The 25,033-nt window shown below is 72.1% G+C and carries 21 protein-coding genes and 1 tRNA gene; 11 read left to right on the forward strand and 11 right to left on the reverse strand.

From position 1 onward, the window contains the following. Positions 1-73: 73 nt before the first annotated feature. On the reverse strand, positions 74-1,372 hold the full coding sequence (locus AB0I29_RS23910; RefSeq protein WP_357486412.1) for a sigma-70 family RNA polymerase sigma factor: 1,299 nt from the start codon (positions 1,370-1,372) through the stop codon (positions 74-76). Between the two features lie 38 nt (positions 1,373-1,410). Then, positions 1,411-1,833: a YciI family protein gene (locus AB0I29_RS23915; RefSeq protein WP_285105802.1), complete on the reverse strand. Its 423-nt coding sequence runs from the start codon at positions 1,831-1,833 to the stop codon at positions 1,411-1,413. Between the two features lie 180 nt (positions 1,834-2,013). Between AB0I29_RS23915 and AB0I29_RS23920 the strand changes: the two genes are divergently transcribed. The 4 genes from AB0I29_RS23920 to AB0I29_RS23935 all read left to right on the forward strand — a co-directional run bounded on the left by AB0I29_RS23920 (position 2,014) and on the right by AB0I29_RS23935 (position 6,485). Beyond that, positions 2,014-4,041, forward strand: a complete 2,028-nt coding sequence (locus AB0I29_RS23920) for a glycoside hydrolase family 15 protein (protein WP_285105801.1) — start codon at positions 2,014-2,016, stop codon at positions 4,039-4,041. 128 nt (positions 4,042-4,169) lie between these two features. Then, the gene (locus AB0I29_RS23925; protein WP_357486415.1) at positions 4,170-5,075 is read left to right on the forward strand and encodes an alpha/beta hydrolase; all 906 of its coding nucleotides are present in this window, start codon (positions 4,170-4,172) and stop codon (positions 5,073-5,075) included. Then, entirely contained in the window at positions 5,068-5,715 is a 648-nt protein-coding gene (locus tag AB0I29_RS23930) for a TetR-like C-terminal domain-containing protein (RefSeq protein ID WP_357486416.1), read from the forward strand. The genes AB0I29_RS23925 and AB0I29_RS23930 overlap by 8 nt, the downstream gene beginning before the upstream one ends. Next, a complete protein-coding gene (locus tag AB0I29_RS23935; RefSeq protein WP_357486417.1) occupies positions 5,712-6,485 on the forward strand; it encodes a hypothetical protein in 774 nt (257 codons plus the stop codon). Before AB0I29_RS23930 ends, AB0I29_RS23935 begins: the two co-directional genes overlap by 4 nt. 125 nt (positions 6,486-6,610) lie before the next feature. Here AB0I29_RS23935 and AB0I29_RS23940 read toward each other — a convergent pair whose 3' ends face one another. Then, complete coding sequence (locus AB0I29_RS23940; RefSeq protein WP_357486418.1) at positions 6,611-7,501, reverse strand: Bax inhibitor-1/YccA family protein; 891 nt, start codon at positions 7,499-7,501, stop codon at positions 6,611-6,613. A gap of 177 nt (positions 7,502-7,678) precedes the next feature. Between AB0I29_RS23940 and AB0I29_RS23945 the strand changes: the two genes are divergently transcribed. Together AB0I29_RS23945 and AB0I29_RS23950 are read left to right on the forward strand one after the other, a co-directional pair. Continuing rightward, positions 7,679-8,632, forward strand: coding sequence for an ATP-binding cassette domain-containing protein (locus tag AB0I29_RS23945; protein WP_285105796.1), 954 nt, complete (start codon positions 7,679-7,681; stop codon positions 8,630-8,632). Beyond that, positions 8,629-9,516, forward strand: a complete 888-nt coding sequence (locus AB0I29_RS23950) for an ABC transporter permease subunit (RefSeq protein WP_285105795.1) — start codon at positions 8,629-8,631, stop codon at positions 9,514-9,516. Before AB0I29_RS23945 ends, AB0I29_RS23950 begins: the two co-directional genes overlap by 4 nt. Positions 9,517-9,665: 149 nt before the next feature. On the opposite strand, the gene AB0I29_RS23955 is transcribed toward AB0I29_RS23950, so the two are convergent. Further along, complete coding sequence (locus AB0I29_RS23955; RefSeq protein WP_357486419.1) at positions 9,666-13,655, reverse strand: efflux RND transporter permease subunit; 3,990 nt, start codon at positions 13,653-13,655, stop codon at positions 9,666-9,668. Between the two features lie 210 nt (positions 13,656-13,865). After that, a complete protein-coding gene (locus AB0I29_RS23960) occupies positions 13,866-15,101 on the reverse strand; it encodes an MFS transporter (RefSeq protein WP_357486420.1) in 1,236 nt (411 codons plus the stop codon). 56 nt (positions 15,102-15,157) lie between these two features. Here AB0I29_RS23960 and AB0I29_RS23965 point away from each other — a divergent pair, with 56 nt between their 5' ends. The 4 genes from AB0I29_RS23965 (at position 15,158) to AB0I29_RS23980 (ending at position 17,402) form a co-directional block, all read left to right on the forward strand. Beyond that, positions 15,158-15,649 (forward strand): MarR family transcriptional regulator, encoded by a 492-nt coding sequence (locus AB0I29_RS23965; protein WP_357486421.1) that lies wholly within the window; start codon positions 15,158-15,160, stop codon positions 15,647-15,649. Between the two features lie 107 nt (positions 15,650-15,756). Further along, the gene (locus tag AB0I29_RS23970) at positions 15,757-15,969 is read left to right on the forward strand and encodes a hypothetical protein (protein ID WP_357486422.1); all 213 of its coding nucleotides are present in this window, start codon (positions 15,757-15,759) and stop codon (positions 15,967-15,969) included. Positions 15,970-15,999: 30 nt separating this feature from the next. Beyond that, positions 16,000-16,707: a helix-turn-helix domain-containing protein gene (locus AB0I29_RS23975; protein WP_285105789.1), complete on the forward strand. Its 708-nt coding sequence runs from the start codon at positions 16,000-16,002 to the stop codon at positions 16,705-16,707. 92 nt (positions 16,708-16,799) lie between these two features. Beyond that, the gene (locus tag AB0I29_RS23980) at positions 16,800-17,402 is read left to right on the forward strand and encodes an ATP-dependent Clp protease proteolytic subunit (RefSeq protein WP_285105787.1); all 603 of its coding nucleotides are present in this window, start codon (positions 16,800-16,802) and stop codon (positions 17,400-17,402) included. 21 nt (positions 17,403-17,423) lie between these two features. Here AB0I29_RS23980 and AB0I29_RS23985 read toward each other — a convergent pair whose 3' ends face one another. Then, complete coding sequence (locus tag AB0I29_RS23985) at positions 17,424-17,918, reverse strand: helix-turn-helix transcriptional regulator (protein ID WP_285105785.1); 495 nt, start codon at positions 17,916-17,918, stop codon at positions 17,424-17,426. A 155-nt stretch (positions 17,919-18,073) separates the two neighbouring features. On the opposite strand from AB0I29_RS23985, the gene AB0I29_RS23990 reads away from it, so the two are divergent. After that, positions 18,074-20,323, forward strand: coding sequence for an excinuclease ABC subunit UvrA (locus tag AB0I29_RS23990; protein ID WP_357486425.1), 2,250 nt, complete (start codon positions 18,074-18,076; stop codon positions 20,321-20,323). Between the two features lie 33 nt (positions 20,324-20,356). Here the strand turns inward: AB0I29_RS23990 and AB0I29_RS23995 are convergent. The 5 genes from AB0I29_RS23995 to AB0I29_RS24015 form a co-directional block, all read right to left on the reverse strand. Further along, positions 20,357-20,430: transfer RNA gene (locus tag AB0I29_RS23995), tRNA-Leu, on the reverse strand. A 178-nt stretch (positions 20,431-20,608) separates the two neighbouring features. Continuing rightward, on the reverse strand, positions 20,609-22,063 hold the full coding sequence (locus AB0I29_RS24000) for an NAD(P)/FAD-dependent oxidoreductase (RefSeq protein ID WP_357486427.1): 1,455 nt from the start codon (positions 22,061-22,063) through the stop codon (positions 20,609-20,611). 165 nt (positions 22,064-22,228) lie between these two features. Continuing rightward, the gene (locus tag AB0I29_RS24005) at positions 22,229-23,179 is read right to left on the reverse strand and encodes an exopolyphosphatase (RefSeq protein ID WP_357486429.1); all 951 of its coding nucleotides are present in this window, start codon (positions 23,177-23,179) and stop codon (positions 22,229-22,231) included. 91 nt (positions 23,180-23,270) lie between these two features. Continuing rightward, positions 23,271-23,771 carry a DUF501 domain-containing protein gene (locus tag AB0I29_RS24010; RefSeq protein ID WP_357486431.1) on the reverse strand — a complete coding sequence of 167 codons (501 nt, stop codon included), beginning with the start codon at positions 23,769-23,771 and terminating at the stop codon, positions 23,271-23,273. Between the two features lie 75 nt (positions 23,772-23,846). Further along, positions 23,847-24,812: a septum formation initiator family protein gene (locus tag AB0I29_RS24015; RefSeq protein WP_357486433.1), complete on the reverse strand. Its 966-nt coding sequence runs from the start codon at positions 24,810-24,812 to the stop codon at positions 23,847-23,849. Positions 24,813-25,033: the final 221 nt, after the last annotated feature.

Below are 25,033 nucleotides of genomic sequence, written 5' to 3' on the forward strand. Positions count from 1 at the left end.
GGGTATTCGCCCTTCGACAACGTTTCGCGAGGGCGAATATCCAGCACTCAACGGTGCTCGCGGGGCGGGCGGGTTACGGGAGGGCTGCCGCCTTGGCCTCCAGGACTCCGCGTTCCGCGGCGTTGCCGCAGAGCTCCGCCGCGCGGAGGTACTCGCCACGGGCCTCGGCGGTGCGGCCGAGCCGCGACAGCAGCTCGCCCCGGACGCCGGGCAGGAGGTGCGACCCGGCGAGCACACCCTGGTCGGCCAGGCCGTCCACGACCCGCAGCCCCAGGTCGGGCCCGTGCGCCATCGCGACGGCCACGGCCCGGTTCAGGTCCACCACGGGCGACGGCGCGATACGGCCCAGCGCCTCGTAGAGCACCACGATCCGCTCCCAGTCGGTCTCCGGCACGGAGGCGGCCACCGCGTGACACTCGGCGATCGCCGCCTGCAGCGCGTAGCTGCCCATGCCCGCCGGGCCCACGCCGCGCCGGAGCGCCGCCCGGCCGCGGGTGATCGCCGCGCGGTCCCAGCGACGCCGGTCCTGGTCCTCCAGGAGGATCGGCTCCCCCGAGGGCCCCGTCCGGGCCGGGAACCGGGCAGCGGTCAGCTCCAGCAGCGCGAGCAGGCCGAACGTCTCGGGCTCGGGGGCCAGCCGGGTCAGCACCCGGGTCAGGCGCACGGCCTCGCGCGCCAGGTCGTGCCGGATCCAGTCGTCGCCCGACGTCGCCGACGAGCCCTCCGTGAAGATCACATACAGCACGTTCCGCACCGACGAGAGCCGGGCGACCCGGTCCTCACCGTCGGGCACCTCGAACGGGACCCGCGCCGCCGCGATGGTCTTCTTGGCGCGTGTGATGCGCGCCTGGACCGTCGCGACGGGCACGAGAAAAGCGCGGGCGATCTCCTCGCTGGTCAGACCACCCACGACACGCAGGGTCAGCGCGATCCGCGCCTCCCGGGACAGCACCGGGTGGCACGAGACGAACATGAGGGCGAGCACGTCGTCGTCGATCCGCTCGGGGTCGAGCAGTGCCGGCTCGGCGCCCGGGTCGCCTGCACCGGCGCCGGCCCCGGGCGCCGTCGGGCCGCCCACCACCACCTCGCCCTCGGCCAGGCCGTGCGCGAGCGCGGCATACCGCTCGTCCCGCCCGGCCCGACGCCGGTAGGCGTCGATCGCCCGGCGCCGGGCCGTCGCGATGAGCCACGCCGCGGGGTCGCGCGGCGTGCCGTCGCGGGGCCAGGAGACGAGCGCCGCGGCGAGCGCCTCCTGGGCCACGTCCTCGGCGAGCTCGAAGTCGCGGGTGTAGCGGGTGAGCGCGCCGACGATGCGCGCGGACTCGATCCGCCAGACCGCCTCGACGGCCCGCCGTGCGGCGTCGTCGTCCATCTCCCCGCCCTTCCTGCCGCTGTCCTGCCGGCCCGGCCTCAGAGCTGGCCGGTGGACTCGCGCCAGGCCCGCTCGTTCTGGATGTGCTCGTTGTCCTGCGGGAACTGGTCGAGCTCGGTGACCTTGCGGATCTCCGCCTTGCTGCCGGGCCCGGCGAGCGGTGCGCGCTTGGCCCACTCGACGGCCTCCTCCTTCGAGGCCACGTCGAGGATCCAGAAGCCGTTGAACAGCTCCTTGGTCTCGCCGTAGGGCCCGTCGGTCACGACCGGCGTCTCGGTGGAGTAGTCGACGACGACGGAGTCGGCGGCATCCTCGAGCCCTTCGCCGGCCACGAGCACGCCGGCCTTGATCATCTCCTCGTTGAACGCGCCCATGTCGTTGATGATCTTCTGGAAGTCCATGTTCTGGTAGGCAACCACCGTCTCGTCGGTCGCTCGCATGATCAGCATGTACTTCGCCATGGCTTCTTCTCCTCCGTGGTTTTCCGGTCCCTGGTGGGACCTTCTCATCCACAGGTCGAACAGGAAACAGGTGGATCGACACGACCCGCGAATCTGTTTCGTGGAGCATGCGGACAGGTTCCGCGCGTCACACAGATCCGGCTTGCCAGGCGCGCGGAACGTGCGGAACCCTTGATCCTCATGACGCTCGAATCGATTGACGCGCAGGGGGCCGGCGCCCCTGCCGCCGGCAAGCCCTCCCGGCGCAACCAGAAGCCGACGCCCGCGAGTCCGGGCCCGGTGAAACGGCACACGTCGAGCGACGGCGCCTCCCCGCAGGCCTGGGACGGGCGCAGCAAGTTCCCGCACATCGGCGAGTACGGGTTCCTGTCGGACTGCGAGGCCAACGCGCTGATCGCGCCGTCGGGCAGCGTGGAGTGGATGTGCATCCCCCGCCCCGACTCGCCCAGCATCTTCGCCAAGATCCTCGACCGGGGAGCCGGCCACTTCCGCGTGGGCCCGCACGGCGTCCGCGTGCCCAGCGCGCGCCGCTACCTGCCCGGCACGCTCATCCTCGAGACCACGTGGCAGACGGAGACCGGCTGGCTCGTGGTGCGCGACGCCATGCTGATGGGGCCGTGGCACGACCTGGAGTCGCGGTCCGGGACGCACCGTCGCACCCCCACCGACGACGACGCCGAGCACATCCTGCTGCGCACCATCAAGTGCGTGTCGGGCACGGTCGAGGTCGAGGTCGAGTGCGAGCCGCGCCCCGACTACGCACGGTCCGAGGTGGACTGGGAGTACGAGAACAGCGGCTACTCCGCGGTCGTCGCCAAGATCGGCGATGCCACCCCGGACGTGCACCTGCGGTCCAGCCTGCGGTTCGGGCTGGAGGGCAAGCGGGCGACGGCGCGCACGCGGATGTCGCAGGGCGACGAGCACTTCGTGGCGATGTCCTGGGGCTCGCAGGACCCGCCGACCAGCTACAAGGAAGCCCTCGACGCCATGTGGCGCACCGAGCGGTTCTGGCGCGACTGGATCACGCAGGGCACGTTCCCGGACCACCCGTGGCGCGTCTACCTGCAGCGCTCCGCACTGACCCTGAAGGGGCTGACCTACTCCCCCACGGGCGCGCTGATCGCCGCGGCGACGACGTCGCTGCCCGAGACGCCGGGCGGCGAGCGCAACTGGGACTACCGGTACGCGTGGATCCGCGACTCGACCTTCGCGCTGTGGGGCCTGTACACGCTGGGCCTGGAGCGCGAGGCCAACGACTTCTTCGCCTTCATCCAGGACGTCTGCCGCGACAACCGGCAGCTCCAGATCATGTACGGGGTGGGCGGCGAGGAGACGCTGGAGGAGTTCGAGCTGCCGCACCTGTCCGGCTACGAGGGCGCCCAGCCCGTCCGGATCGGCAATGCCGCGTACGACCAGCGCCAGCACGACGTGTGGGGCGCGGTGCTGGACTCCGTGTGGCTGCACGCGAAGTCGCGCGACCAGCTTCCCGAGTCCCTGTGGCCCATCCTCAAGCGGCAGGTCGAGGAGGCCATGAAGCACTGGCACGAGCCGGACCGGGGCATCTGGGAGGTGCGCGGCGAGCCGCAGCACTTCACCAGCTCCAAGCTCATGTGCTGGGTGGCGATGGACCGCGGCGCCAAGCTCGCCCGGCTGTACGACGAGCCCGACTATGCCAAGGCGTGGCAGAAGATCGCCGACGAGATCGCCGACGACATCTGCACCAAGGGCGTGGACGACCGCGGCGTCTTCACGCAGCGCTACGGCGACCCGGCGCTGGACGCGTCGCTGCTGCTGGTGCCGCTGCTGCGGTTCCTGCCGCCGGACGACGAGCGCGTGCGGGCGACCGTCCTGGCGATCGCGGACGAGCTCACCGAGGACGGCCTGGTGCTGCGGTACCGCACGGACGAGACCGACGACGGCCTGCGCGGCGAGGAGGGCTCCTTCACCATCTGCTCGTTCTGGCTGGTGTCCGCGCTGGTCGAGATCGGCGAGGTGGAGCGCGCCCGGGCGCTGTGCGAGCGGCTGCTCGGCTACGCGTCCTCGCTGGACCTGTACGCCGAGGAGATCGATCCCGGCAGCGGCCGGCACCTGGGCAACTTCCCGCAGGCGTTCACGCACCTGGCCCTGATCAACGCCGTGATGCACGTGATCAAGGCGGAGAGCGGCGAGGCCGAGAAGGGCTACTTCGGGGTGCCCCGCCCGATGTGATCCGTCGTATCCCCCGCTGAGTGCGGGATCTTCGCCCTGGCCGGCCCCGGCCGAGGGCGAAGATCCCGCACTCATCTTGTTTTCGGAGGGTCTTGCGCCGGTTGGCTAATGGGCGTAGCTTTACAGCTATGACAACCAGCCAGAGCAACCAGGTGGCCGCCCTCGCACGGCCCGAGGGCAACATCGCCTACACCGACGAGGGGTCCGGCCCCCTCGTCGTCGCCATGCCCGGCATGGGCGACCTGCGGTCCACCTACGACGACCTCGCGCCCGCGCTCGTCGACGCCGGCTACCGCGTGGTCGTCGCGGACCTGCGCGGCCACGGCGACTCCGACACCACGTTCCGCACGCACGGCGACGACGCCACCGGCACGGACTTCCTCGCCCTCGTCGAGCACCTCGGCGCCGGGCCGGCCGTGCTGCTCGGCAACTCGATGGCGGCGTCCGCCGCCGCCTGGGCGGCCGCCGAGCGTCCTGAGCTCGTGCGCGGGCTCGTGCTGCTCAGCCCGCTCCTGCGCCAGCCGGGCTCCCCGGCGATGCAGCGGACCATGCGGCTCGCCCTCCGCGTGCTCCTCGCCCGGCCCTGGGGCGCCGCGTTCTGGGGCGCCTACTACTCGTCGATCAGCAAGGGCCGCCGCTCGGCCCGGCACGCCGAGCACGTCGCCGCCGTCCGGCAGAGCCTGCGCGAGCCGGGACACCTGCGCTCCTTCCGCGACCTCTCCCTGGCGCTCGACCACTCGGTGGTCGAGGCCCGGCTGTCCGACGTCGCGGCGCCGTCGCTGGCCGTGGTCGGCGCGCTCGACCCCGACTTCGCGGACCCCGCGGCGGAGCTCGCTTGGATCACGGAGACGATCGGGTCGCGCGGCGTCCTGGTCGACGAGGTGGGGCACTACCCGCAGCACCAGGCGCCCGACGTCGTGGTGCCGGCCGTGCTCGACTTCCTCGCCGGGCTCCCGGGCCTGCCGGCCGAGAGCGCGAACGGGGCCGCGGCCGGCGGTGCCGGCGACGTCGCGGACGGCGGCCGGAATGCCTAGGGCGGGCCTGTCGCACGACGCCGTGGTGCGCCTGGCGCTGGAGGTGGTCGACGACGGCGGGGCGCGCGGCTACGCGGACCTGACCCTCGCCAAGGTCGCCGCGAAGGCCGGGGTCGCGGCCCCCAGCCTGTACAAGCACGTCGGATCGCTGGCGGACCTGCGCCGCGAGGTCGCGCTGATCGCCGTCCGGGAGGTCACGGCCGCCGCGACGTCGGCGACCGTCGGCCGGGCCGGGAGCGACGCCCTGCGCGCGCTGGCGACCTCGTGGCGCACCTACGCGCACGCCCACCCCGGCAGGTACGGGGCCACCCAGGTCGGTCCCGACCCGGAGGACCCGGCCGACGCGGGCCTGCGCGAGGCGGCCGCCGAGAGCGTCCAGGTGATCGGCGCCGTGCTGCACGGCTTCGGCCTGCCCGACGAGCGCCTGATCGATGCCATCCGCGCGGTCCGGGCCGGCTTCCACGGCTTCGTCGTGCTGGAGCTCGGGGGCGGCTTCCGGATGCGGGAGGACGTCGACCAGAGCTTCGCCGTGCTGCTCGACATGCTCGTCGCGGGGGTCACCGCACTCGCCGCTCGGGACACCGCGCCTGCCGCACCCGACACCGTGCTCGACCACCACACCGCTGGGAGCCACCGATGACCACCGCTCAGGGCACCACCGCTCGCTCTTCCGGCACGGGCCGCACCGCGCACCCGGCTGCCGGGCGCTCGACCACCGCGCGCTGGACCACCGTCGCCTTCGTGGCGGCGGGGCTCGCCTTTCTGCTCTTCCCCGTGCTGCGCCCCTGGCCGGACGAGACCGTGGCGAACGCCGACCTGGCCACCGCGTTCGCCTCCGACCGCTGGGTCGTGGCGCACCTCTGCGGCATCCTCGGCCTGGGCCTGATGGCGCCCGCGCTGCTCGGCCTGCGGACGGTCCTCGTCGGTGCGGGTCCTGGCGCTGGTGCCCGTGCCGGGGACGGGCGCGGCGCGGGCGTCCGGAGCGTGACCTGGGCGCTGATCACCGCCTGGGCCGGAGCCGGGTTCGCCGCGCTCTACTTCGGGGCCGAGATCTTCGGTATCCGCACCCTCGCCGAGGCGGCGCTGCGCGACGGCCACCTCGGTCTGCTCGCCGAGGTCGAGGTGCTGCGCATGCAGCCGTGGGCCGTGACGGCGTTCGGCACCGGGCTGATCCTGCTCGCGGCGTCCGGGGTGCTCGTCGCCGTCGCGCTGTGGCGTTCGGGTGCGCGGGGCACGGGTGCGCACCCGCGGTGGATCGGGCTGCCGCTCGCGCTCGGCCTGGTGCTGGTGCTCCCGCAGTTCTTCGGCGGCCCGGAGCTGCGGATCACGCACGGCTCTCTCGTCGCGACGGGTTGCCTGCTGGTCGCCGGTGCGGTGTGGAGCCGCCGGACGCCGGCGCCGACCCCCTAGCTGTGGAAACCGCTGTGGACAGCCGGCGGGCACGACGGCAGCCGGACACGACAGAGGCGTGAACCCCGGACGGGGTTCACGCCTCTGTCATGCCTGCACCGACCGCGTCAGCGGCCGGAGGAGCGTCAGTCGCTGCTGTTGAAGATCGCGAGCAGACGCAGGAACTCCAGGTACAGCCAGATCAGCGTCACCAGCAGACCGAAGGCCGCGGCCCACGCCATCTTGGCCGGGGCGCCCGCCTCGACACCACGCTTGATGGAGTCGAAGTCGACGATCAGCGACGCGGCGGCGAGACCGACGGCCACCAGGCCGATGACGATGCCCCACACGCCACCACGCATGCCCCACCCGCTGAGCACGCCGGTCCACACCAGGACCAGGTTGATCAGCGAGAAGGCCGCGTAGCCGACCATCGCGATGATCAGCCAGCGCGTGAACTTGGGGGTGACCCGCACCTTGCCCGACTTGAACAGGAAGAGCGCGCCGGCGAAGGTCGCGACCGTCGCGAGCACCGCCTGCAGGACGATCCCGCTGAACTGGGCCTCGTAGAACGCCGAGATGCCACCGAGGAACATGCCCTGGGCGACGGTGTACAGGATGATCAGCACGGGGCTCGGGTTGCGCTTGAACGCGTTGACCAGGCCCAGCACAAGACCCGCGATCATGCCGAAGACCCACAGGCCCGGCGCGAGCGTCCACGTCGCCGCGCCCACCACGACCAGGAGGGCGAGCAGCCCACCGGTCTTGATGATCACGTCGTCGTAGGTCAGTCGCTTGGTGTCCGCCGTGGTGGCGGACGGCGACTGGTACATCGCGTCGAGCTGCGACGCGTCCATCGCCTGCTGTCCCGCGGCGCCGTACTGGCCGTACTGGCCGTACTGGCCAGGCTGCGGCGGAGTGCCGTATGCGGGAGTCTGGTTGGGGTAGGTGGCGGTGCCGCCGCGGCGTGCACCGGCAGCGCCGGTGCGACGGGGCTCACCGAAGACGTCGCTTCTAGAAAAGACGGGGTTGCTCATCTGCTCCTCCTGGTCTGTCTGACCATCCTAGGGAACGCCGCAGACACTCCAGGAGTTCCCAGGTCATACCAACGGATGAAGTAGGTCCGACCACAGGATGATCAGGGCCGGTATTGGGTGCGCCGGCCATGTCCCCTACCTACTCTCGTAGTTACGAGTCTCCTGGAAGGGCAAGTGATGATCGAGGCCAGAGGCCTGTTGAAGAGGTACGGCGCCAAGACCGCCGTGAACGACGTCACGTTCACCGTCCAGCCGGGCCAGGTGACGGGCTTCCTCGGCCCCAACGGCGCCGGCAAGTCGACGACCATGCGCATGATCGTGGGCCTCGACCGGCCCACGGCCGGCTCGGTCACGGTGAACGGCAAGCCGTACACGGCGCACCGCCGTCCGCTGGCCGAGGTCGGCGCCCTGCTCGACGCGAAGGCCGTGCACACCGGCCGCACCGCACGCAACCACCTGCTCGCCATGGCCGCCACGCACGGCATCGCCACCAAGCGTGTCGACGAGGTGATCGAGCTCACCGGTCTCCAGTCCGTCGCGAGCAAGCGTGTGGGCGGCTTCTCGCTCGGCATGGGCCAGCGCCTCGGTATCGCAGCGGCCCTGCTCGGCGACCCGCGCACCCTGATCCTGGACGAGCCCGTCAACGGCCTCGACCCGGAGGGCGTGCTCTGGGTCCGCAACATCGCGAAGTACCTGGCGTCCGAGGGCCGTACGGTCTTCCTGTCCAGCCACCTCATGAGCGAGGTCGCCCTCACCGCCGACCACGTGATCGTGATCGGCAAGGGCCGCATCCTCGCCGACTCGCCGGTCGCGGAGTTCGTGGACGGCGCCGCCCGCAAGGTCGTGCGCGTCCGGTCGCCGCAGGCCACGGAGCTCGCCGACCTCCTGAAGGCCAAGAACGCCGAGGTCGAGGACGTCGAGCCCGGCCTGCTGGAGGTCCGCGGAGCCGAGGCGTCCGCCGTCGGCGAGCTGGCCGCCACCTCACGGATCGTGCTGCACGAGCTCACGCCCGTCGCGTCCACGCTCGAGGAGGCGTACATGTCGCTCACCGCCGACTCGGTGGAGTACCAGTCCGAGGACCTCGCCGCCGTCGCGGCCGCGACGTCCCACCACGAGGGGAGCAAGGCATGAGCGCGACGGTCACCGCCCCGGCAGGCGGAGCGGCGTCGGGCCCGACGACGGAGCACACCCCGGTGCACAACGTCACCTTCTGGCGTGTGCTGCGCTCGGAGTGGATCAAGCTGTGGACGCTGCGCTCGACGTGGTGGACGCTCGCGGCGACCGTCGTGGTGATGGTCGGTTTCGCGCTGCTGCTGGCGTTCATCGTGCAGCTCGTCGGGAACGAGATGGAGGGTGCCTCGCCCGAGGACCAGGCCGCGATGGGCGGCGTGCTCGGCGGGACCACCGTGGTGGCCGCGGGGTTCGAGATGGCGGCCCTTGTGGTCGCGGTGCTCGGCGCCCTGATGATCACCGGTGAGTACTCCACCGGCATGATCCGGTCCACGTTCGCGGCGGTGCCCGGACGCCTCCCGGCGTTCTTCGGCAAGGCCGTGGTGCTCGTGCTCGTGACCGCGGTGCTCACCGTCGTGTCGCTCGCGCTGAGCTGGCTGGTCACCTACCCGCTGCTGAACGCCAACGACGCGACCGTGGACTTCGGGGACAGCGACCAGATACGCGCCCTGCTGGGCACGGTGCTGTACGTGACGCTCGTGGCGCTGTTCGCCCTGGGCCTCGGTGCCCTGCTGCGACACACGGCGGGCGCGATCTTCACCGTGGTGGCGATCTTCCTCGTGATCCCCACGATCTTCCAGATCGCGACCCTCGCGGCCGCCCAGCTGGAGTGGGTCGGCGTGGTGAACAAGCTGCTGCCGAGCGTGGCGGGAGCGCAGATCACGCCGAACGCAGGCGCGTTCCCTGACGTGCTCGACCCATGGGTGGGGATCAGCGTGCTCGCCGGATACACCCTGCTCGTGCTGGTCGGCGCGTCGGCGCGGCTCAAGCTGCAGGACGCGTAGCGTCCTCGGCCCGCGGGCCTTCCCTGGCGGGAGAACGGGTGCTCCCCGAGTCGTGCAGCTCCGAGTAGACACTGTCTGCCGGCGGCAACACGCCTCGGGGAGTACGTGTTTCCGGGACCGCTCACCGCGCCGCCGGAGCCGCCGCGCCGTCAGTCCATCGGGTCGAGCGGGTGCGGCCAGATCGGGGGCGGACTCTGTTGCCGGCGCTCCGGCTGCGGTTCCGGGTCCTGACGGCGCTGGGGCAGCTCGGCGTGCGACGCCGGCTGCCGCTGCGGGGCGTACGGCTGCTGCGGGTTGTTCGGCGCACGCTGCTCCGGCACGAACTGCGGTACGTACTGCGACGCCGGCTGCTGTGGGCCGGGCCGTTGCGGCACGGGCTGCTGCGGCACGGGCTGCTGCGGTGCCGCTTGCGGCGCTGGCTGCTGCGGCGCATACGGCGAGTCCTGTCGTGACGCCGCCTGCTGCGGTGCGTACGGCGAACTCTGCTGCGGCACTGGTTGCCGCGGCGCGTGGTGCGGCTCCTGCGGCGCGAACTGCTGGGCGGCGCCCTGCTGCGGCGCACGCTGCTGCGGCGCGAACTGCGGCGGAACCGGCTGCTGGGCGGCCGGCCGTCGGGGCGTCTGCGGCGAGGAAGCCGGAGGCTGTTGCGGCGAGGCCGCCGTCGGGAACGGTGCAGCCTGGTCCGGCCAGGCCTGCGGCGCCTGCGGCTGCCGGGCGTAACGGTCGGCTCCCCCGTGGCGGGGCCCCTCGTAGTGCGCCGCACGCTGGGTCGCGGGCGGAGGCGAAGACGTCTCCCCGACCGGGGGCCAGCCCTGCCCCGCCGCACCGCCGGGCACGGCTCCGCCCGCCGCACCGCCTGGCACCGGCCGCGCTCCGGCCGGCCGTCCGACGGCCCGGAGCGCCCCCGTCGCCACGCTGACCAGCGCACCCGTCAGCGGACGGCGGACCCGGCCGGCGGCCTCGTCCGCCGCCCGGCGACGCTCCGCCCGGCGCTCGAAGAGCGTGTAGATCACGGGCACCACGTACAGCGTCAGCAGTGTCGAGGACACCAGGCCGCCGATCACGACCAGCGCGAGCGGCTGCGAGATGAACGCGCCCCCGCCGGTCACGCCGATCCCCATGGGGGTGAGCGCGAAGACCGTGGCCAGGGCCGTCATGACGATCGGCCGCAGCCGCTTGCGAGCGCCCTCGCGCACGGCCTCGTCGAGCCCCATGCCGTGCACGCGGTACTGGTTGATGAGGTCGATGAGCACGATCGCGTTCGACACCACGATGCCCACCAGCAGCAGCGTGCCGATCAGGGCGGGCACCCCCAGCGGGGTGTTCGTCGCCACCAGCGCGACCAGGGCGCCCACCGCGGCGAACGGGACGGACACCAGCAGGATGAACGGCTGCGCCAGGCTCCGGAACGTCGCGACCATGACCACGAACACGAGGGCGATCGCCGCCACCAGCGCCAGGCCCAGGTCGCTGAAGGCCTCGGCCTGGTCGGCGGCCGCGCCGCCTACCGACACCGTGGCCCCGGCCGGCAGGTCGATCGCCGCGATCTCGGCGTCGACCTCGTCCGTGACCGCCCCGAGGTCGTCACCGGCGGGCGTCACGGAGACGGTGGCCGACCGCTCGCCGTCGATCCGCGTGATCGACGTCGGCGAGCTGGCGATCTTCACCTGTGCCACGTCGCTCAGCGGGACAGCGCCGGCCGCGGTCGGGACGGGGATCTCGCCGATCTCGGCCATCGTCGTCGGGACGGCGCCGGCGGAGAGCGTGACGCCCACCGGCCCCTCCGCGGTCTGCAGCTCGCCGACGTCCCGCGCGCCTGTCATCGCCGCCGACGCGATCCCGGAGACCTGCGTCTCGGTGAGCCCGAACTGCGCCGCGGCCTTGCGGTCGACGGTCACCTCGACGATCTCCTGGGCGGCAGCCAGGTCGTTGGCGACCTCGGCCGAACCCTTCAGGGCGCCCATCGCCTCCTGGAGCTGGTTCGTGGCCGCCGTCAGCGTCTCGACGTCGCGGGCGCGGACGAGGAGGTCGATCGAGGACGTGCCCACGGAGTCGCCGGCGGACACGGAGACCTCCGTCGCGGGCGCCTCGGTCAGGTCGACGACGGCGGCGCGGATGTCCGCGGCGGCCTGCTCGCCGTCGGCGTCCTCGTCGAGAGTGATCGCGAAGCTGGCCTTGAGCCCGGCGCTCGCGCCACCGAAGGCCGCCATCGACATGTCGCCGCCGCTGCCGACCGTGGCCTGCACGCTGTCGACGGCGTCCACGCCCGCCAGCGCGGCCTCCACCTGCTGCGCCGCCTCGTCCTGGCCCTTGAGCGAGGTGCCGGGCGCGTAGTGCTGCGTGACGGTCACGGTGTCCTGACCGCTGTCGCCGAGAAAGCTGGTCTCCATGTTCGGGACCAGGGCGGCCGTGCCGCCGAGGATCGCCACGGCCACGCCGATGGTGACGGCGGGCAGCCGCAGCGCGCCGTTCAGGGTCGGCACGTAGATACGCTGCCAGACCCCTCGGCTCTCCTTCTCCTCGGCGGCCTCGCGGTCGACCGCCCCGCCGCGCCGGGCCTTCCTCGGCGGCCGGATGAACCAGTAGGCCAGCACCGGCACGATCGTCAGGGCCACGACGAGCGAGGCCAGCATCGCGATGGAGACGGTCAGCGCGAACGGCCGGAACAGCTCGCCCACCATGCCGCCCACCAGCGCGATCGGCAGGAACACGGCGACGGTGCAGATCGTGGAGGCGGCGATGGCCCCGCCGACCTCGCGCACCGCCGCGAGGATCGCCGGCCCGCGCTCCTCGCCGTACGACATGTGCCGCTTGATGTTCTCGATGACCACGATCGCGTCGTCGACCACGCGGCCGATCGAGATGGTGAGCGCGCCGAGCGTGAGGATGTTCAGCGTGTAGCCGCCCGCGTCCATCGCGATGAACGTCACCGCGAGCGACAGCGGGATGGAGATCGCGGACACGAGTGTCGACCGCATCGACATCAGGAAGACCAGGATGACGAGCACCGCGAACAGCAGGCCGAGGCCGCCCTCGGTGGCCAGACCGTGGATCGAGTCCTCGATGAACGGGGCCTGGTCGAAGACGACCGCCGTCGCGATGGCGCGTTCGGTCAGCGTGTCCGCGACCTCGGGCTCCGCGAGCGCGTCCTCGATCGCGTGGGACACCTCGACGGTGTTGGCCTCCGGCGTCTTGGTGATGGCCAGGCCGAGGGACGGCGAGCCGTCGAGCCGGGAGTAGGACGTCGCCTCGACCGGCTTGAGCTCCACGGAAGCGACCTGGCCCAGCTCCACCGGTGCGGCCGGCTCGGTCGGCAGACCGCCGGCGGCCGGGTCCTGCGTCGTCGCGCCCCCGGCCGCTCCGGTACCCCCGGTCGCGGTGCCGCCGGCCGCCGCGCCTCCGGGCAGCACGGGAAGCTGCTTGAGCTGGTCGACCATGTCGACCGGCTTGCCGAGCTGGACCGACCACGCACGGCCGCCCTCGGTGATCTCCCCCGCCGGGATGACCACGCCGTTGTCCTGCAGCACGGTGGTCAGGTCCTCGGTCGTGAGGCCGGCCGCGGCGAGCTTGTCCTGGTCCGGCAGGATGCGGACCTCGGTCTCGCTCTGCCCGGTCACGGCAACGGAGCGGACGCCGTCGACCTCCTTGAGCGCCGGCACCACGACGTCCTCGACGGTTCCGGCGAGGGCGTTGGGGCTCTTGTCGCCCGACACCGCCATCTGGACCACGGGCACGTCGTCGACGGAGCCGGTCGTGACCTGCGGCTCGACGTCCTCGGGCAGGACCTGCTGCACCCCGGCGACGGCGGTCTGGAGGCGCTGGGTGGCCGACTCCATGTCGGTGCCGTAGGTGAACTCGACCGTCGTCAGGGAGATGCCCGTGGACGCCGTCGAACGTACCGACGCGACCCCGTCGACCGAGGCGATGGCCTCTTCGATCACGTCGGTGACCTGCTCCTCCACGACCTCGGGCGAGGAGCCCTGGTACTGCGCGCTCACGATGCCGGTCGGGAGCTGGAGCGACGGGATGAGCTCCTGCTTCAGGGAGGTCATGCTCAGCACCCCGAACACCGCTATCGCGATCGTCACCAGTGCTACGACGGCTCGGTTCGCGAGGGACAGCCGGGCGAGACGGAACACGAGGACTCCACGGTGCGGGCGAGGATCGGGCATACGGCGCGACGCCGCCGTCGTGACCTGGCGGGACCAACGGGGTGAAATCAGACCGAAGTCACAGAGTAGGGCAGTACGCCACACCGCCTGCAAGCCGTCGGGGACATTGACAGGCGCTCGAATTCCGTCCCGTACCGCGTGCCCTGGCCCGTCCGCACGACGGGTCAGGGCTCCACGTCACAGCTCGGACATGGCCTCCTCGGGCGTGTGCTCGGCCACCTTGGCCGCCCTGTTCCAGCGCTGCCAGAGCACGCGCTCCCCGATCGGCCGGGCCATGAGGTGCGCCGTCACCAGGAAGACGACCACGCCGACGAACAGCACCGCCGACGCCACCCAGAACGGCGACGCGGGGCTGACGCCCTCGGCGAGCAGGCCGGCCACGACCGGGGCGGGAGCCGCGAAGCCCCAGCGGACGAGGTTGAACGCGCCGGTCGTGACGCGGCGGTCCGGGTCGCCGAGCGCGAGCGACAGGTCGGTGAGGTTCGCGTTGGCGATACCCATGAACACACCGGCCACGATGGTCACGACGATGGAGCCCGCCGTGCCGACGCCGATCGCGAGCGGCGCCACGCACACCAGCACGCCCGCGACGGCGACGCCGAGCGTCTGCACGAACCCGATCCGGTGCGCGAGCCTGTGGCCCACCGCGAGGATGCCGACGGCCACGCCGATGCCCCAGGCGGTGAACACCAGGCCGAGCGGCACGACGTCGAGGCCGAGGAACACCGGCACGTAGCCGAGCACCACGAAGAACACGAAGTTGTAGGCGGCCGTCACGACCGCGAGTGCCAGGAAGCCCGGCTTGCGGAACAGGCCGAAGACCTGTCCGAGCTTGAGCGGCGCGGGCTTCTCGGCCGGGTCCTTGAGCCGGGTGGCGGAGACCAGCAGGGCGACGACCATGAGCAGGCCGCAGACGAAGAACGGCACCCGCCAGCTGATGTGCCCGAGCAGCCCGCCGATCAGCGGCCCGACGGCGAAGCCGAGCCCCACGCAGGTCTCGAACAGGCCGACCACCCACTCGCGGTCCTTGGCGAGGGCGACGAGCAGCACCATGGCGGTGGCGAAGAACATCGCGTTGCCGAGGCCCCACACGCCGCGGAGCACCGCGAGCTGGACGATGTTTCCGCTCAGCGCGGCCAGCACGGCGGCGATGGCGACGAGCGTGACGCCGGTCGCCAGGATCTTCTTGTACCCGAACTTCCCCGTGGCCATCACGGCGGGGATCATGCCGATGGCCATGACCGCGATGTACGCGGTGAACAGGAGCTCGATCTCCCAGGTGGTGGCGCCGATCTCCGCACCGATGACGGGCAGGATCGGGTCGACGACGGCGATGCCGGCGATCGCGAAGAACGCGGTGAGCGCGGTGGCGTAGATGGCTGTCTTGTTCGGTTCGTTGCGCGCGCTGGCCACGCGGCCTCCTCAGGATTTATCTGTATCACACAGGTATATGCCTGTAGGCTACACCTATGTCGAGGGAGACGGAAGAGAACGCCGGTGACGACCACCCCGGCGAGGCCCCGCTGTCGCGCGTCGAGCTCCAGCTCGCGCTCCTGCTGCGCCGGGCGGAACGTACGGGCGCCGTCCGCGCCGGCCACACCCCCGCGCTGGAACGGTCGGGCTACCTGCTGCTCCAGGTCCTCAACGCCGAGGGCCCGCTCGGCATCAACGCGCTCGCCGCGCGCCAGGGCCTCGACGCCTCGACCGTGACCCGCCAGGTGGTCAGCCTGGAGAAGGCCGGGTTCGCGCAGCGCAGCCGGGACCCGCTCGACGGGCGGGCGGTCCGGGTGGAGGCGACGGAGTCCGGCAAGGCCCAGCTGGAGCGCGAGCGCGCCCGGCGCAGCGCGATGTACGACCAGATCCTCACCGACTGGTCCCCCTTCGAGCGGTCCCTGCTCGCCGAGCTGCTGGAGCGCCTGAACCACGACCTGGACGCGTTCCGGCGCGACCCGGAGGAGTGAGGCACCACTTCCAAAGAACTGGTTGCAAAGGAAGCCTTGCAAAGGTGTGTTGGCATGCGTAGGGTGGGTCGCACGAGCTACCCCACACCGAGCCAGGAGCAGCCACGATGAGCACCTTCGCCCCCACCGCCCTCCCGCAGGTCCGCCACCTCCTCGCACCGCGTACGCTCGCGACGGCGACCCCGGGCCGCCGTCCCGAAGCCCCCGCCATCGCCCGCGAGGCGCAGCGCAGGGAGGCCGAGCGCGTCGCCCGCCAGCAGGCCCAGGCCGAGCGCGCCCGTGACAACGCGGCGGCGCGCCACCCGCTCGCGCTGCGCTGAACTCGGCACGCAGTGGGTAACGTCCTGCCTATGGCGACTGCGCGTGAGGACTCCCCGGGGCACGAGGCGGACCGGGGCGGTGCTTCCCCGGCGTCACCCGCGGCCGGCTCCTCCGCTGCCGGCTCCGCCCCGACGCCCGAGGCCGCCGGCCCACCGGCGGAGCTGGGCCCGGCGGCGCTGCGCGCGCTCTCGCACCCGCTCCGCATCCGCATCCTCGACCTGCTGCCGAGCCACGGTCCGCTCACCGCCAGCAAGCTCGGCGAGATCGTCGGCGAGTCCAGCGGCTCGACGAGCTACCACTTGCGCCAGCTCGCCAAGCACGGCCTCGTCCGTGAGGTCGAGGGCAGGGGCACCGCACGGGAACGCTGGTGGGAACGCACCCCCGGTGGGTTCAGCATCTCCACGCTGGGCAAGGACTCCCCCGCCGCCCGGCAGACCGCCGAGGCCGTCAACATCGAGTTCCTCCGCCTGCGCCACGAACGGGTGATGGCCTTCGTCCGCGCGGGGCAGGGGGCCGACGAGGAGACCCTGAAGGCCTGGGACGGGACGACGACGTTCTTCGCCTCCAACAAGTGGGCCACGCCCGAGCAGATGCGGGCGATCGTGGTGGCGTGGGAGCAGTTCACGGCCGAGCACATCGACCCGCTCAGCGGGCAGGAGGACGTGCCCGGGGCCATCCCGTTCGAGGTGCACTTCGATGCGTTCCCGACGATCGACCCGGCGGGCAACCCGCTCTGATCAGTCGCGACTCGTCGGGCCTCTGCCATGAGCAGATCTGCGGCGGGCAGAGACGGCTGTCCGGGTGGCCCCGGTCGGACGATCGTGGAGACATGACCGAGACCATCCAGACCCAGCCCCTCGACGACCATCTCGCCACGCGGCTGCTGCACCAGCGGATCGTGCTGATCGGCAGCGAGATCGACGACGCCGTCGCCAACCGCGTGACCTCGCAGCTCCTGCTGCTCTCGGCGGAGGACCCGGCCGCCGACATCAGCCTCTACATCAACTCCCCCGGCGGCTCCATCAGCGCGGGCCTCGCCGTCCACGACACGATGAAGCTGCTGCCGAACGCGGTCTCCACCGTGGCCGTCGGGTTCGCGGGCAGCATGGGGCAGTTCCTGCTCGCCGCCGGCACGGCCGGCAAGCGGTACGCGCTGCCGCACGCGCGGATCATGATGCACCAGCCCGCGGGCGGGGTGGGCGGCACGACGACGGACGTGGTGATCCAGGCCGAGAACATCCGGCACGTCAAGGACGTCGTGACGCGGCTGCAGGCCGAGCACACCGGACAGACGGTGGAGACGATCGCGGCGGACTCCGAGCGCGACCGCTGGTTCACCGCGGAGCAGGCACTGGCCTACGGCATGATCGACAAGGTCGTGGACCGGGTCAACGACGTGCGCCCGGGTGGCAAGCGGCGCGCGGGGCTCTGACGCCGCCCGGTCTCCGGCGGCTCACGCCGCCAGCAGCACGGCGTCCCCTCGTCGCCCGACGGCGGAGCTGCCGGCCGGCGCCGCCTGAGGGGCCTGCAACGGGTGCCGCGAGGAGGAGAAGCCGGCCGAACGGCGGGCCGCGGACGACAGGACGCGGATCCGTCGGCCCTCCTCCTGCGCGGCGAGGGCGATCGCGAGATCGGCCCACGCGCGCTCCACCAGGTCGACGAGCCGCATGCCGAGCGCCTCGCACACCGCGGCGAGCACCTCGGAGGACGCCTCCTTGCGCCCCCGTTCCACCTCCGAGAGGTAGGCGGTCGAGACCCGGGCGTCCGTGGCGACGTCGGCCAGGGTGCGGCGCTGCTCCCGGCGCGCGCGCCGCAGGATGCCGCCCACGAGGTCGCGCAGCAGCGGTTCGCGCGTGTGCTCCAGGGTGCCGGACCTCGCGCCCGGCGCGCCGTCGCTGGTGGTACCGGGCCCAGCGGGGCCCGCAGTAGCTGTCGAGATCATCGCCATGTGCCCACTCCCGCCGTTGGTACCCGTCACGGTACCCAACCCCACTGACATGCCGGGTCGTTCCGCTGTCTGCTGCTGGCGTAACGGCGTGACCCCGAACCCGGGTGCGTGTCAGTGGCTCCTGGCACCATGGGACCACCGACCAGGAGAGGACAGTGGTGTTCGGATCTATCGAGGTGCGCGGAGCCCGCGAGAACAACCTGCAGGGCGTTTCGATCGACATCCCCAAGCGCAAGCTCACGGTGTTCACCGGGGTCTCCGGGTCGGGCAAGAGCTCGCTGGTGTTCGGCACCGTCGCCGCGGAGTCACGCCGGCTGATCGACGAGACGTACTCGGCGTTCCTCCAGGGCTTCATGCCCTCACGCCCGCGGCCCGACGTCGACACGCTGTCGAACCTGTCGGCGGCCATCGTCGTGGACCAGGAGCCGATGGGCGCCAACGCGCGCTCGACGGTCGGCACGGCCACCGACGCGTACACGATGCTGCGCGTCATCTGGTCGCGGCTCGGTGAGCCCTACGTCGGCGGCTCCAACCTCTTCTCCTTCAACGACCCCCAGGGCATGTGCGCCAACTGCGAGGGCCTGGGCCGCGTCTCCGCGATCGACACGGAAGCCCTGGTGGACCGCAGCAAGTCGCTGAAGGAGGGGGCCATCACGTTCCCCAACTTCGGGGTCGGCACCTGGTACTGGAAGGTCTACGCCGACTCCGGCCTGTTCGACGTCGACAAGCCCCTGAAGGACTACACCGACACCGAGTGGCACGACCTGATGCACGGCGACGAGCGAAAAATCGTCTCGGGCGGCATCAACGTGACGTACGAGTCGCTGGTCCCGAAGATCACGCGGCTCTACCTGGTCAAGGACGTCGAGTCGATGAAGGGCGCCATGCGGGCGGCCGTCGACCGGCTCGCCACCTTCACGCCGTGCCCCGAGTGCGGCGGCACCCGCCTCAACGACCGGGCGCGGTCGTCGCTCGTCAAGGGCAAGCACATCGGCGAGGCCGCCGCCATGCAGCTCACCGACCTGGCCGAGCTGGTCCGCGACCTCGCGGACCCGCAGGTCCAGCCCATCCTGGACGGGCTCAACGACCTGCTCGCCACCTTCGAGCAGATCGGGCTCGGGTACCTGTCGCTGGACCGGGAGTCGTCGTCGCTCTCCGGCGGGGAGGCGCAGCGGACCAAGATGGTGCGGCACATGGGCTCGGCCCTGACGGACCTGACCTACGTGTTCGACGAACCGACCATCGGGCTGCACCCGCACGACGTGCGGCAGATGAACGCCCTGCTCCAGCGCCTGCGGGACAAGGGCAACACGGTGCTCGTCGTGGAGCACAAGCCCGAGGTCATGGCGGCGGCCGACCACCTCGTCGACATGGGCCCGGGCGCCGGCACCCACGGCGGCACGGTGGTCTACCAGGGCGACATCGCGGGACTGCGCACTTCCGGGACCGCGACCGGCAAGCACCTGGACCAGGGTGTGACGCTCCGGTCCACGCCCCGCACCCCCACCGGCTTCCTCCGGATCGAGCACGCGAACCTGCACAACCTCCAGGACGTGTCGGTGGACGTGCCGCTCGGCGTCCTGGTGGCGGTGACGGGCGTGGCCGGCTCCGGCAAGAGCTCGCTCATCCACGGCTGCCTGCCGCGCGACGGCGTCACCTTCGTCGACCAGACGGTGATCCGCGGGTCGCGACGGTCCAACCCCGCGACCTACACCGGGATCCTCGAGCCCATCCGCAAGCAGTACGCCCGCGCGAACGGGGTCAAGCCCGCGCTGTTCAGCGCCAACTCGGCGGGCGCGTGCCCGGAGTGCAAGGGCGTCGGCCTCATCTACACCGACCTCGCCTTCATGGCGGGCGTCGCCAGCGTGTGCGAGGCGTGCGGCGGCAAGCGGTTCACCGACGAGGTGCTGGGCTACACGCTGCGCGGCAAGAACATCGCCGACGCGCTCGCCATGTCCGTCGAGGAGGCCCTGGACTTCTTCACCGAGAAGACGGTGCTCCCGATGCTCTCCCGCCTGTCCGACGTCGGGCTGGACTACATCTCCCTCGGCCAGCACCTCAACACCCTGTCGGGCGGCGAACGGCAGCGCCTCAAGCTGGCGATCGAGATGGGCGGCGACACCCCGACGTTCGTGCTCGACGAGCCCACCGCCGGCCTGCACATGCAGGACGTCGACAACCTGGGCGGCCTGCTCGACCGCCTCGTCGACTCCGGTCGGTCCGTGATCGTCGTGGAGCACAACCTGTCGGTCGTCGCGCGGGCCGACTGGGTGATCGACATGGGCCCGGGTGGCGGGCACGACGGCGGTCGCGTCGTCTTCGAGGGAACGCCCGCCGACCTGGCGCGCCAGGAGGCGTCGCTGACGGGCCGCCACCTCGCCGAGCTCCTCGCCGGCACAGCCTGAGGCCAGCACCGGCACCTCCTGAGGCCACCATCGTGCCCCCACCCGGGTTCGAACCGGGACTGGGCCGGGTTTAAGCCGGCTGCCTCTGCCAGTTGGGCTATGGGGGCGCACCCCAGAGACTACCGAGCGGCACCCGACGACGGAGCCCCCGGCTCCGACCTGTCAGAACCTCGCGGACCTGTCAGACGCACAGGTCACCGAAGTGACCTGTGCGTCTGACAGCTCGACGGGAGCTTCCGACGGCCCGGAGCCGGGGGCTCGGTGCCTGCCCTGGGTGCGGGGTCTTCAGGCCTTCGAGCCCGACTCCGCGCGCGCGGCGGACGACTCGGCCGTCTGCTCGACCTTCTCGCCCACGGGCTTCGGCGGCACCGACGCGTTGCGGAACTCCTGCCGCGGGTCGTGCAGCGAACCGAGCGAGACGAGCTCGCGGCCCATCAGGAACTGGCCGATCCAGCCGACCAGGATGCGCGCCTTGCGGTTGCCGGTCGGCATCGCCATGACGTGGTAGCCGCGGTGCGCGACCCAGGCGAGGAACCCGCGCAGCTTGATGAAGCCGAACAGCTCGGCGACACCCTTGTAGAGACCCAGCGACGCGACCACACCGACGTTCTTGTGGTTGTACTCGACGGCGGGCTTGTCCTTGTAGAGCGCCACGATGTTGTCGGCCAGGCGCACGGCCTCGCGGATCGCGTGCTGCGCGTTCGGCGGGCAGAACTTGCCCGGGTTGAGCACGTCCGGCACGGCGGCGCAGTCGCCCGCGGCCCAGGCGCCGTCCACGATCTCGCCGTCCTCCGTGGCCACCTGCAGCGTGGGGAGCACGATGACGCGGCCCAGCTTGTCGAACGGGAGGTCCGAGGCCTCCTTGATGACCGGGTTCGCCTTGACGCCCGCGGTCCACACGATGGTCTCGGTGTCGAACTCGACGCCGGTCGAGGTCACGACGTGCCCGTCCACGCAGGACGAGAGGAACGTGTTGAGGTGGAACTCGATGCCGCGCTTCTTCAGCTCGGCGAGGGCGTACTCGCCCATCGGCTCCGTGACCTCGGGCAGGATGCGCCCGGCACCCTCGATCATGACGAACCGCAGGTCGGACGGCTCGATGGTGTTGTACTGCCGCGTCGCGTAGCGCGCCATGTCCTCGATCTCGGCGAGCGCCTCGATGCCGGCGAACCCGCCGCCCACGAACGTGAACGTGAGCATGCGCTTGCGCAGGTCGGCGTCCCACGTCGAGGACGCGACGTCCATGCGGTTGATGACGTGGTTGCGGACCGCGATGGCCTCCTCCACGTTCTTGAACCCGATCGCGGCCTCCGCGAGACCCGGGATGGGCAGCGTGCGGGAGACCGAGCCGAGGCCGACGACCAGCTGGTCGTAGGTCACCTCGTACTCGTCGCCCTCCTCGGGCTGGATCTTCACGGCCTTGCGCCCGTGCTCGATCGTGGTGACCTTGCCCTGTAGCACGTCGATGCCCTTGAGGGCCTTCCGGTGCGGCGCGACGACGTCGCGGGCATCGATGGAGCCCGCACCCGCCTCGGGCAGGAAGGGTGCGTACGTCATGTACGGGCGCGGGTCGACGACGACGATGGCCGCCTCCCGCTTCTTCAGCTTCTTTCGCAGGCGGCGCGCCACGTAGAGGCCGACGGACCCGCCGCCGAGCACCACGATGCGCGGCACCTTCCGCGCGCGCGGCGTCACCGGGTCGGAAGCATGGCTGACCGAGGTCAGGTCGTTCTGAGGCATGATTCCCAGGGTACCGCGCCCTAAGCGTGTTTCTTCACATGGCAAAGAGCGGCGGGTGCGTGACGCCCACCACGCCGCTTCGCTGCGTATCGTGCCCGGTCAACGGACCACCTGGGACGGGAGTTCCCGACCGACGGAAATCCGCCGGTGCGGAATGTCGGGAGATCAGGCCATCGCCAGCGCGATCCCGTCCAGGATGTCGTGCTCGCTGGTCACCACGTGGGTCAGCGACCCGCCCGCGGTCCGGACGTCGGCCACGACGCGCTGGATCACCTCGGACCACACGAGCGCCCCCGCCGCGATCACGTCGACGCGGCCCGGGTGCAGGAAGCCCATCGCCGTCCGCTCGGCGCGCGGTGCCGCCAGCAGCGCCGCGCACGACGCCAGCACCGTCTCGACCGGCAGCTCCGCCTGGTTCACCCGCTCCCGCTGGTACTCGGTCAGGCCCAGGGCGTGCGCCGTGACGGTGGTGATCGAGCCGGCCAGCCCCACCAGGGTGGTGGTCTTCCCGAGCGGGACCACGCGCGCGGCGTCGTCCAGGTGGGCCCGGACGTCGGCGCGGGCGGCCTCGATCTCGGCCGCGGACGGCGGGTCGCCGTGCAGGTGCCGTTCGGTCATCCGCACCGAGCCGATGTCCATCGAGACGCTCGCGTCCACCGTGCTCGTGCCGAGCACCAGCTCCGTGGAGCCTCCGCCGAGGTCGACCACGAGGAAGGGGCCGGCGTGCGCCGCCGCGGCGGCGCCGGTGGCGCCGGTGAACGACAGCTGCGCCTCCTCGTGGCCGCTGATCACCTCGACGTCGACGCCGAGCGCGGCGCGGACGCCGTCGAAGAACGCGTCCCGGTTGCGCGCGTCCCGGGTGGCCGACGTGGCCACGAACCGCACCCGCTCCGCCCCGGCGGCGTCGATCGCCGCCGCGTACGCACGGGTCGCCGCGAGGGTCCGCGCGAGGGCCTCCGGCGCGAGCTCGCCGGTGCGGTCCACACCCTGGCCGAGCCGCACCACCTCCATGCGGCGGTCGAGCTCCGTGAGGTTTCCGGCGGCGTCGACGTCCGCGACCAGCAGGCGGATCGAGTTGGTGCCGCAGTCGATCGCGGCTACGCGAGAGGAAGTCACGCGAGGATTCTCCCAGGCGCCCCTGCCGCCGGGGCGCCGGACGTGCCGGTTCGCGAGAAACCTCACTCCCGGCCCGGGACGGGTACGGGCCTCAGCAGGTGCAGCGGTCCGGGCGCCACGTGTCCCGGGCCAGCGCGAGCGCCTCGTCGCCGAGCGGGTTCACGCCCGGGCCGGCGGCCAGCGCGTGCGCGAACAGCACGTGCAGGCACTTGACCCGCGTCGGCATGCCGCCCGCGGAGATGCCGTCGATCTCGTCCACGTGCCCGATCGCCTCGCGCTGCGCCAGGTAGTGCTCGTGCGCCGTGCGGTAGGCGGCGGCCAGGTCCTCGTCGGTCTCGAGCCGTGCCGTCATCTCCTTCATCACGCCGTTCGCCTCCAGGGTCGAGGCGGCGGCGACCGCACCGGGGTGCGTCAGGTAGAAGACGGTCGGGAACGGGGTGCCGTCGGGCAGGCGGGGCGCGGTGCGCGCCACCGTCGGACGGCCGCACACGCAGCGCGCCGCGATCCCCACGACGCCGCGCGGCTCGCGGCCGAGCTGCTCGGCCAGGACGCGCAGGTCGTCGTCGGACACGGTCTCAGTCGCGGTGTTCACCGCTCCATTGTCTCCCAGCGCGCGACCGACGCGGAGCGGCGCCGTCCCGGGCCGTGCGACACCGGCAGGCGCCGCCTACTCGCCGTCCGCGATCCGCACGGAGTCCCACACGTTCGTGTACCAGGGCACGTCCTCGTCCTCGGACGCACCCGGCGACGGTTCGACGACGCCGGGCTCCGGCTCCTCCTGCTCGACCGAGTCCGTGTCCAGCGGGCGCCACACCTTGTCCCCCGGCATGACGAACCGCAGACGCGACCGCGCCTGCTCGATCACGTACGACCGGTCGTCCCAGCGGGCCAGCTCGGTCTCGAGCTCGGCCTTCTGGTCCTGCTGCTGGCTCAGCTCGGAGCGCAGCTCGCGCAGCTCGGCCTGCTGCGTGATGACCGCGCGCACCGTCGGGAGCAGCAGCACCACCGCGAGGAGCACCACCACGGACAGCACCATGGCGCGGACGGTGAGCACCTCGGGCACCACGAGCCCGTAGCTGCCGCGCTTGCGGTCCGCGCGTGCCGGGCGGGTGGGCGGCGCGACGCTGCCGGTGGCCGTGCTCCGGCGGCGCGGCTGCGCCGGCCGCTTCGCCCCGCTGCCCGACGTCGGCCGCGCACCACGGGCGGCGGCACCCGCCGGGCGCGCGGCCGGCCGTCCTGGAGCGGTCCGGGGTGCGGGCGCGCGGCGGCCCGACGACGCCGACGGTGCGGCGGGCTTGCGTGCGGTCGACGTGCCCGGCGTCGAGCGGGCCGGCGCCGGCTTCGCGGCCGACCTGGCCGCCGTCGTCCCGGCCGTGCCTGCTTTCTTGGCCGCGGACCCCTTCGCGGTGGCCGCCTTCGTTCCCTTGCCCGAGGAACCCTTCGCCGGCGAACCCTTCGCCCCCGACCCGGCCTGCTTCTTCGCCGCCGCCCTCCCCTTCGCCGGCGTGCTCCCTGTGGCGCCCTTCGCGCCGGAGGAACCCGTGCCGGAGCCCGTGCGCGGGGTCGACGACGGGCGCGCACCCGAGCCGCGCGCCGAACCCGAGGGCCGCGCCGGGCGACGTGAGGAAGGCATGGGTCGATTGTGCCGATTCGCCGGTCCTTTGTACCGGCATTACCTCCGGCGCGCCGTGTGTCGATCCCGTGGAACACAAGAGCTGTCAGACCCGAGTGGACGTGTCAGACGTACAGATCACTCCGGTGACTTCTTGGTGGACCCGCCGGAGTCGGTCTCGCCCGCGTCCATCTTGCCCATGAGCAGCTCCAGCGCCACGAGCAGCAGGAGCAGGCCGCCCG

This window comes from Promicromonospora sp. NPDC050262, from assembly GCF_040655935.1.
GTDB lineage: Bacteria > Actinomycetota > Actinomycetes > Actinomycetales > Cellulomonadaceae > Promicromonospora.

What these genes read in the sequence shown, in the direction of transcription:
- AB0I29_RS23980 (WP_285105787.1), top strand. Translation starts at nt 16,800, where the DNA reads ATGACCGAGACCATCCAGACCCAGCCCCTCGACGACCATCTCGCCACG.
- AB0I29_RS24015 (WP_357486433.1), bottom strand. Translation starts at nt 24,812, where the DNA reads ATGCCTTCCTCACGTCGCCCGGCGCGGCCCTCGGGTTCGGCGCGCGGC.
- AB0I29_RS23940 (WP_357486418.1), bottom strand. Translation starts at nt 7,501, where the DNA reads ATGAGCAACCCCGTCTTTTCTAGAAGCGACGTCTTCGGTGAGCCCCGT.
- AB0I29_RS23965 (WP_357486421.1), top strand. Translation starts at nt 15,158, where the DNA reads ATGTCGAGGGAGACGGAAGAGAACGCCGGTGACGACCACCCCGGCGAG.
- AB0I29_RS23970 (WP_357486422.1), top strand. Translation starts at nt 15,757, where the DNA reads ATGAGCACCTTCGCCCCCACCGCCCTCCCGCAGGTCCGCCACCTCCTC.
- AB0I29_RS23915 (WP_285105802.1), bottom strand. Translation starts at nt 1,833, where the DNA reads ATGGCGAAGTACATGCTGATCATGCGAGCGACCGACGAGACGGTGGTT.
- AB0I29_RS23930 (WP_357486416.1), top strand. Translation starts at nt 5,068, where the DNA reads ATGCCTAGGGCGGGCCTGTCGCACGACGCCGTGGTGCGCCTGGCGCTG.
- AB0I29_RS23920 (WP_285105801.1), top strand. Translation starts at nt 2,014, where the DNA reads ATGACGCTCGAATCGATTGACGCGCAGGGGGCCGGCGCCCCTGCCGCC.
- AB0I29_RS23985 (WP_285105785.1), bottom strand. Translation starts at nt 17,918, where the DNA reads ATGGCGATGATCTCGACAGCTACTGCGGGCCCCGCTGGGCCCGGTACC.
- AB0I29_RS24000 (WP_357486427.1), bottom strand. Translation starts at nt 22,063, where the DNA reads ATGCCTCAGAACGACCTGACCTCGGTCAGCCATGCTTCCGACCCGGTG.
- AB0I29_RS23925 (WP_357486415.1), top strand. Translation starts at nt 4,170, where the DNA reads ATGACAACCAGCCAGAGCAACCAGGTGGCCGCCCTCGCACGGCCCGAG.
- AB0I29_RS23975 (WP_285105789.1), top strand. Translation starts at nt 16,000, where the DNA reads ATGGCGACTGCGCGTGAGGACTCCCCGGGGCACGAGGCGGACCGGGGC.
- AB0I29_RS23910 (WP_357486412.1), bottom strand. Translation starts at nt 1,372, where the DNA reads ATGGACGACGACGCCGCACGGCGGGCCGTCGAGGCGGTCTGGCGGATC.
- AB0I29_RS23950 (WP_285105795.1), top strand. Translation starts at nt 8,629, where the DNA reads ATGAGCGCGACGGTCACCGCCCCGGCAGGCGGAGCGGCGTCGGGCCCG.
- AB0I29_RS23935 (WP_357486417.1), top strand. Translation starts at nt 5,712, where the DNA reads ATGACCACCGCTCAGGGCACCACCGCTCGCTCTTCCGGCACGGGCCGC.
- AB0I29_RS23945 (WP_285105796.1), top strand. Translation starts at nt 7,679, where the DNA reads ATGATCGAGGCCAGAGGCCTGTTGAAGAGGTACGGCGCCAAGACCGCC.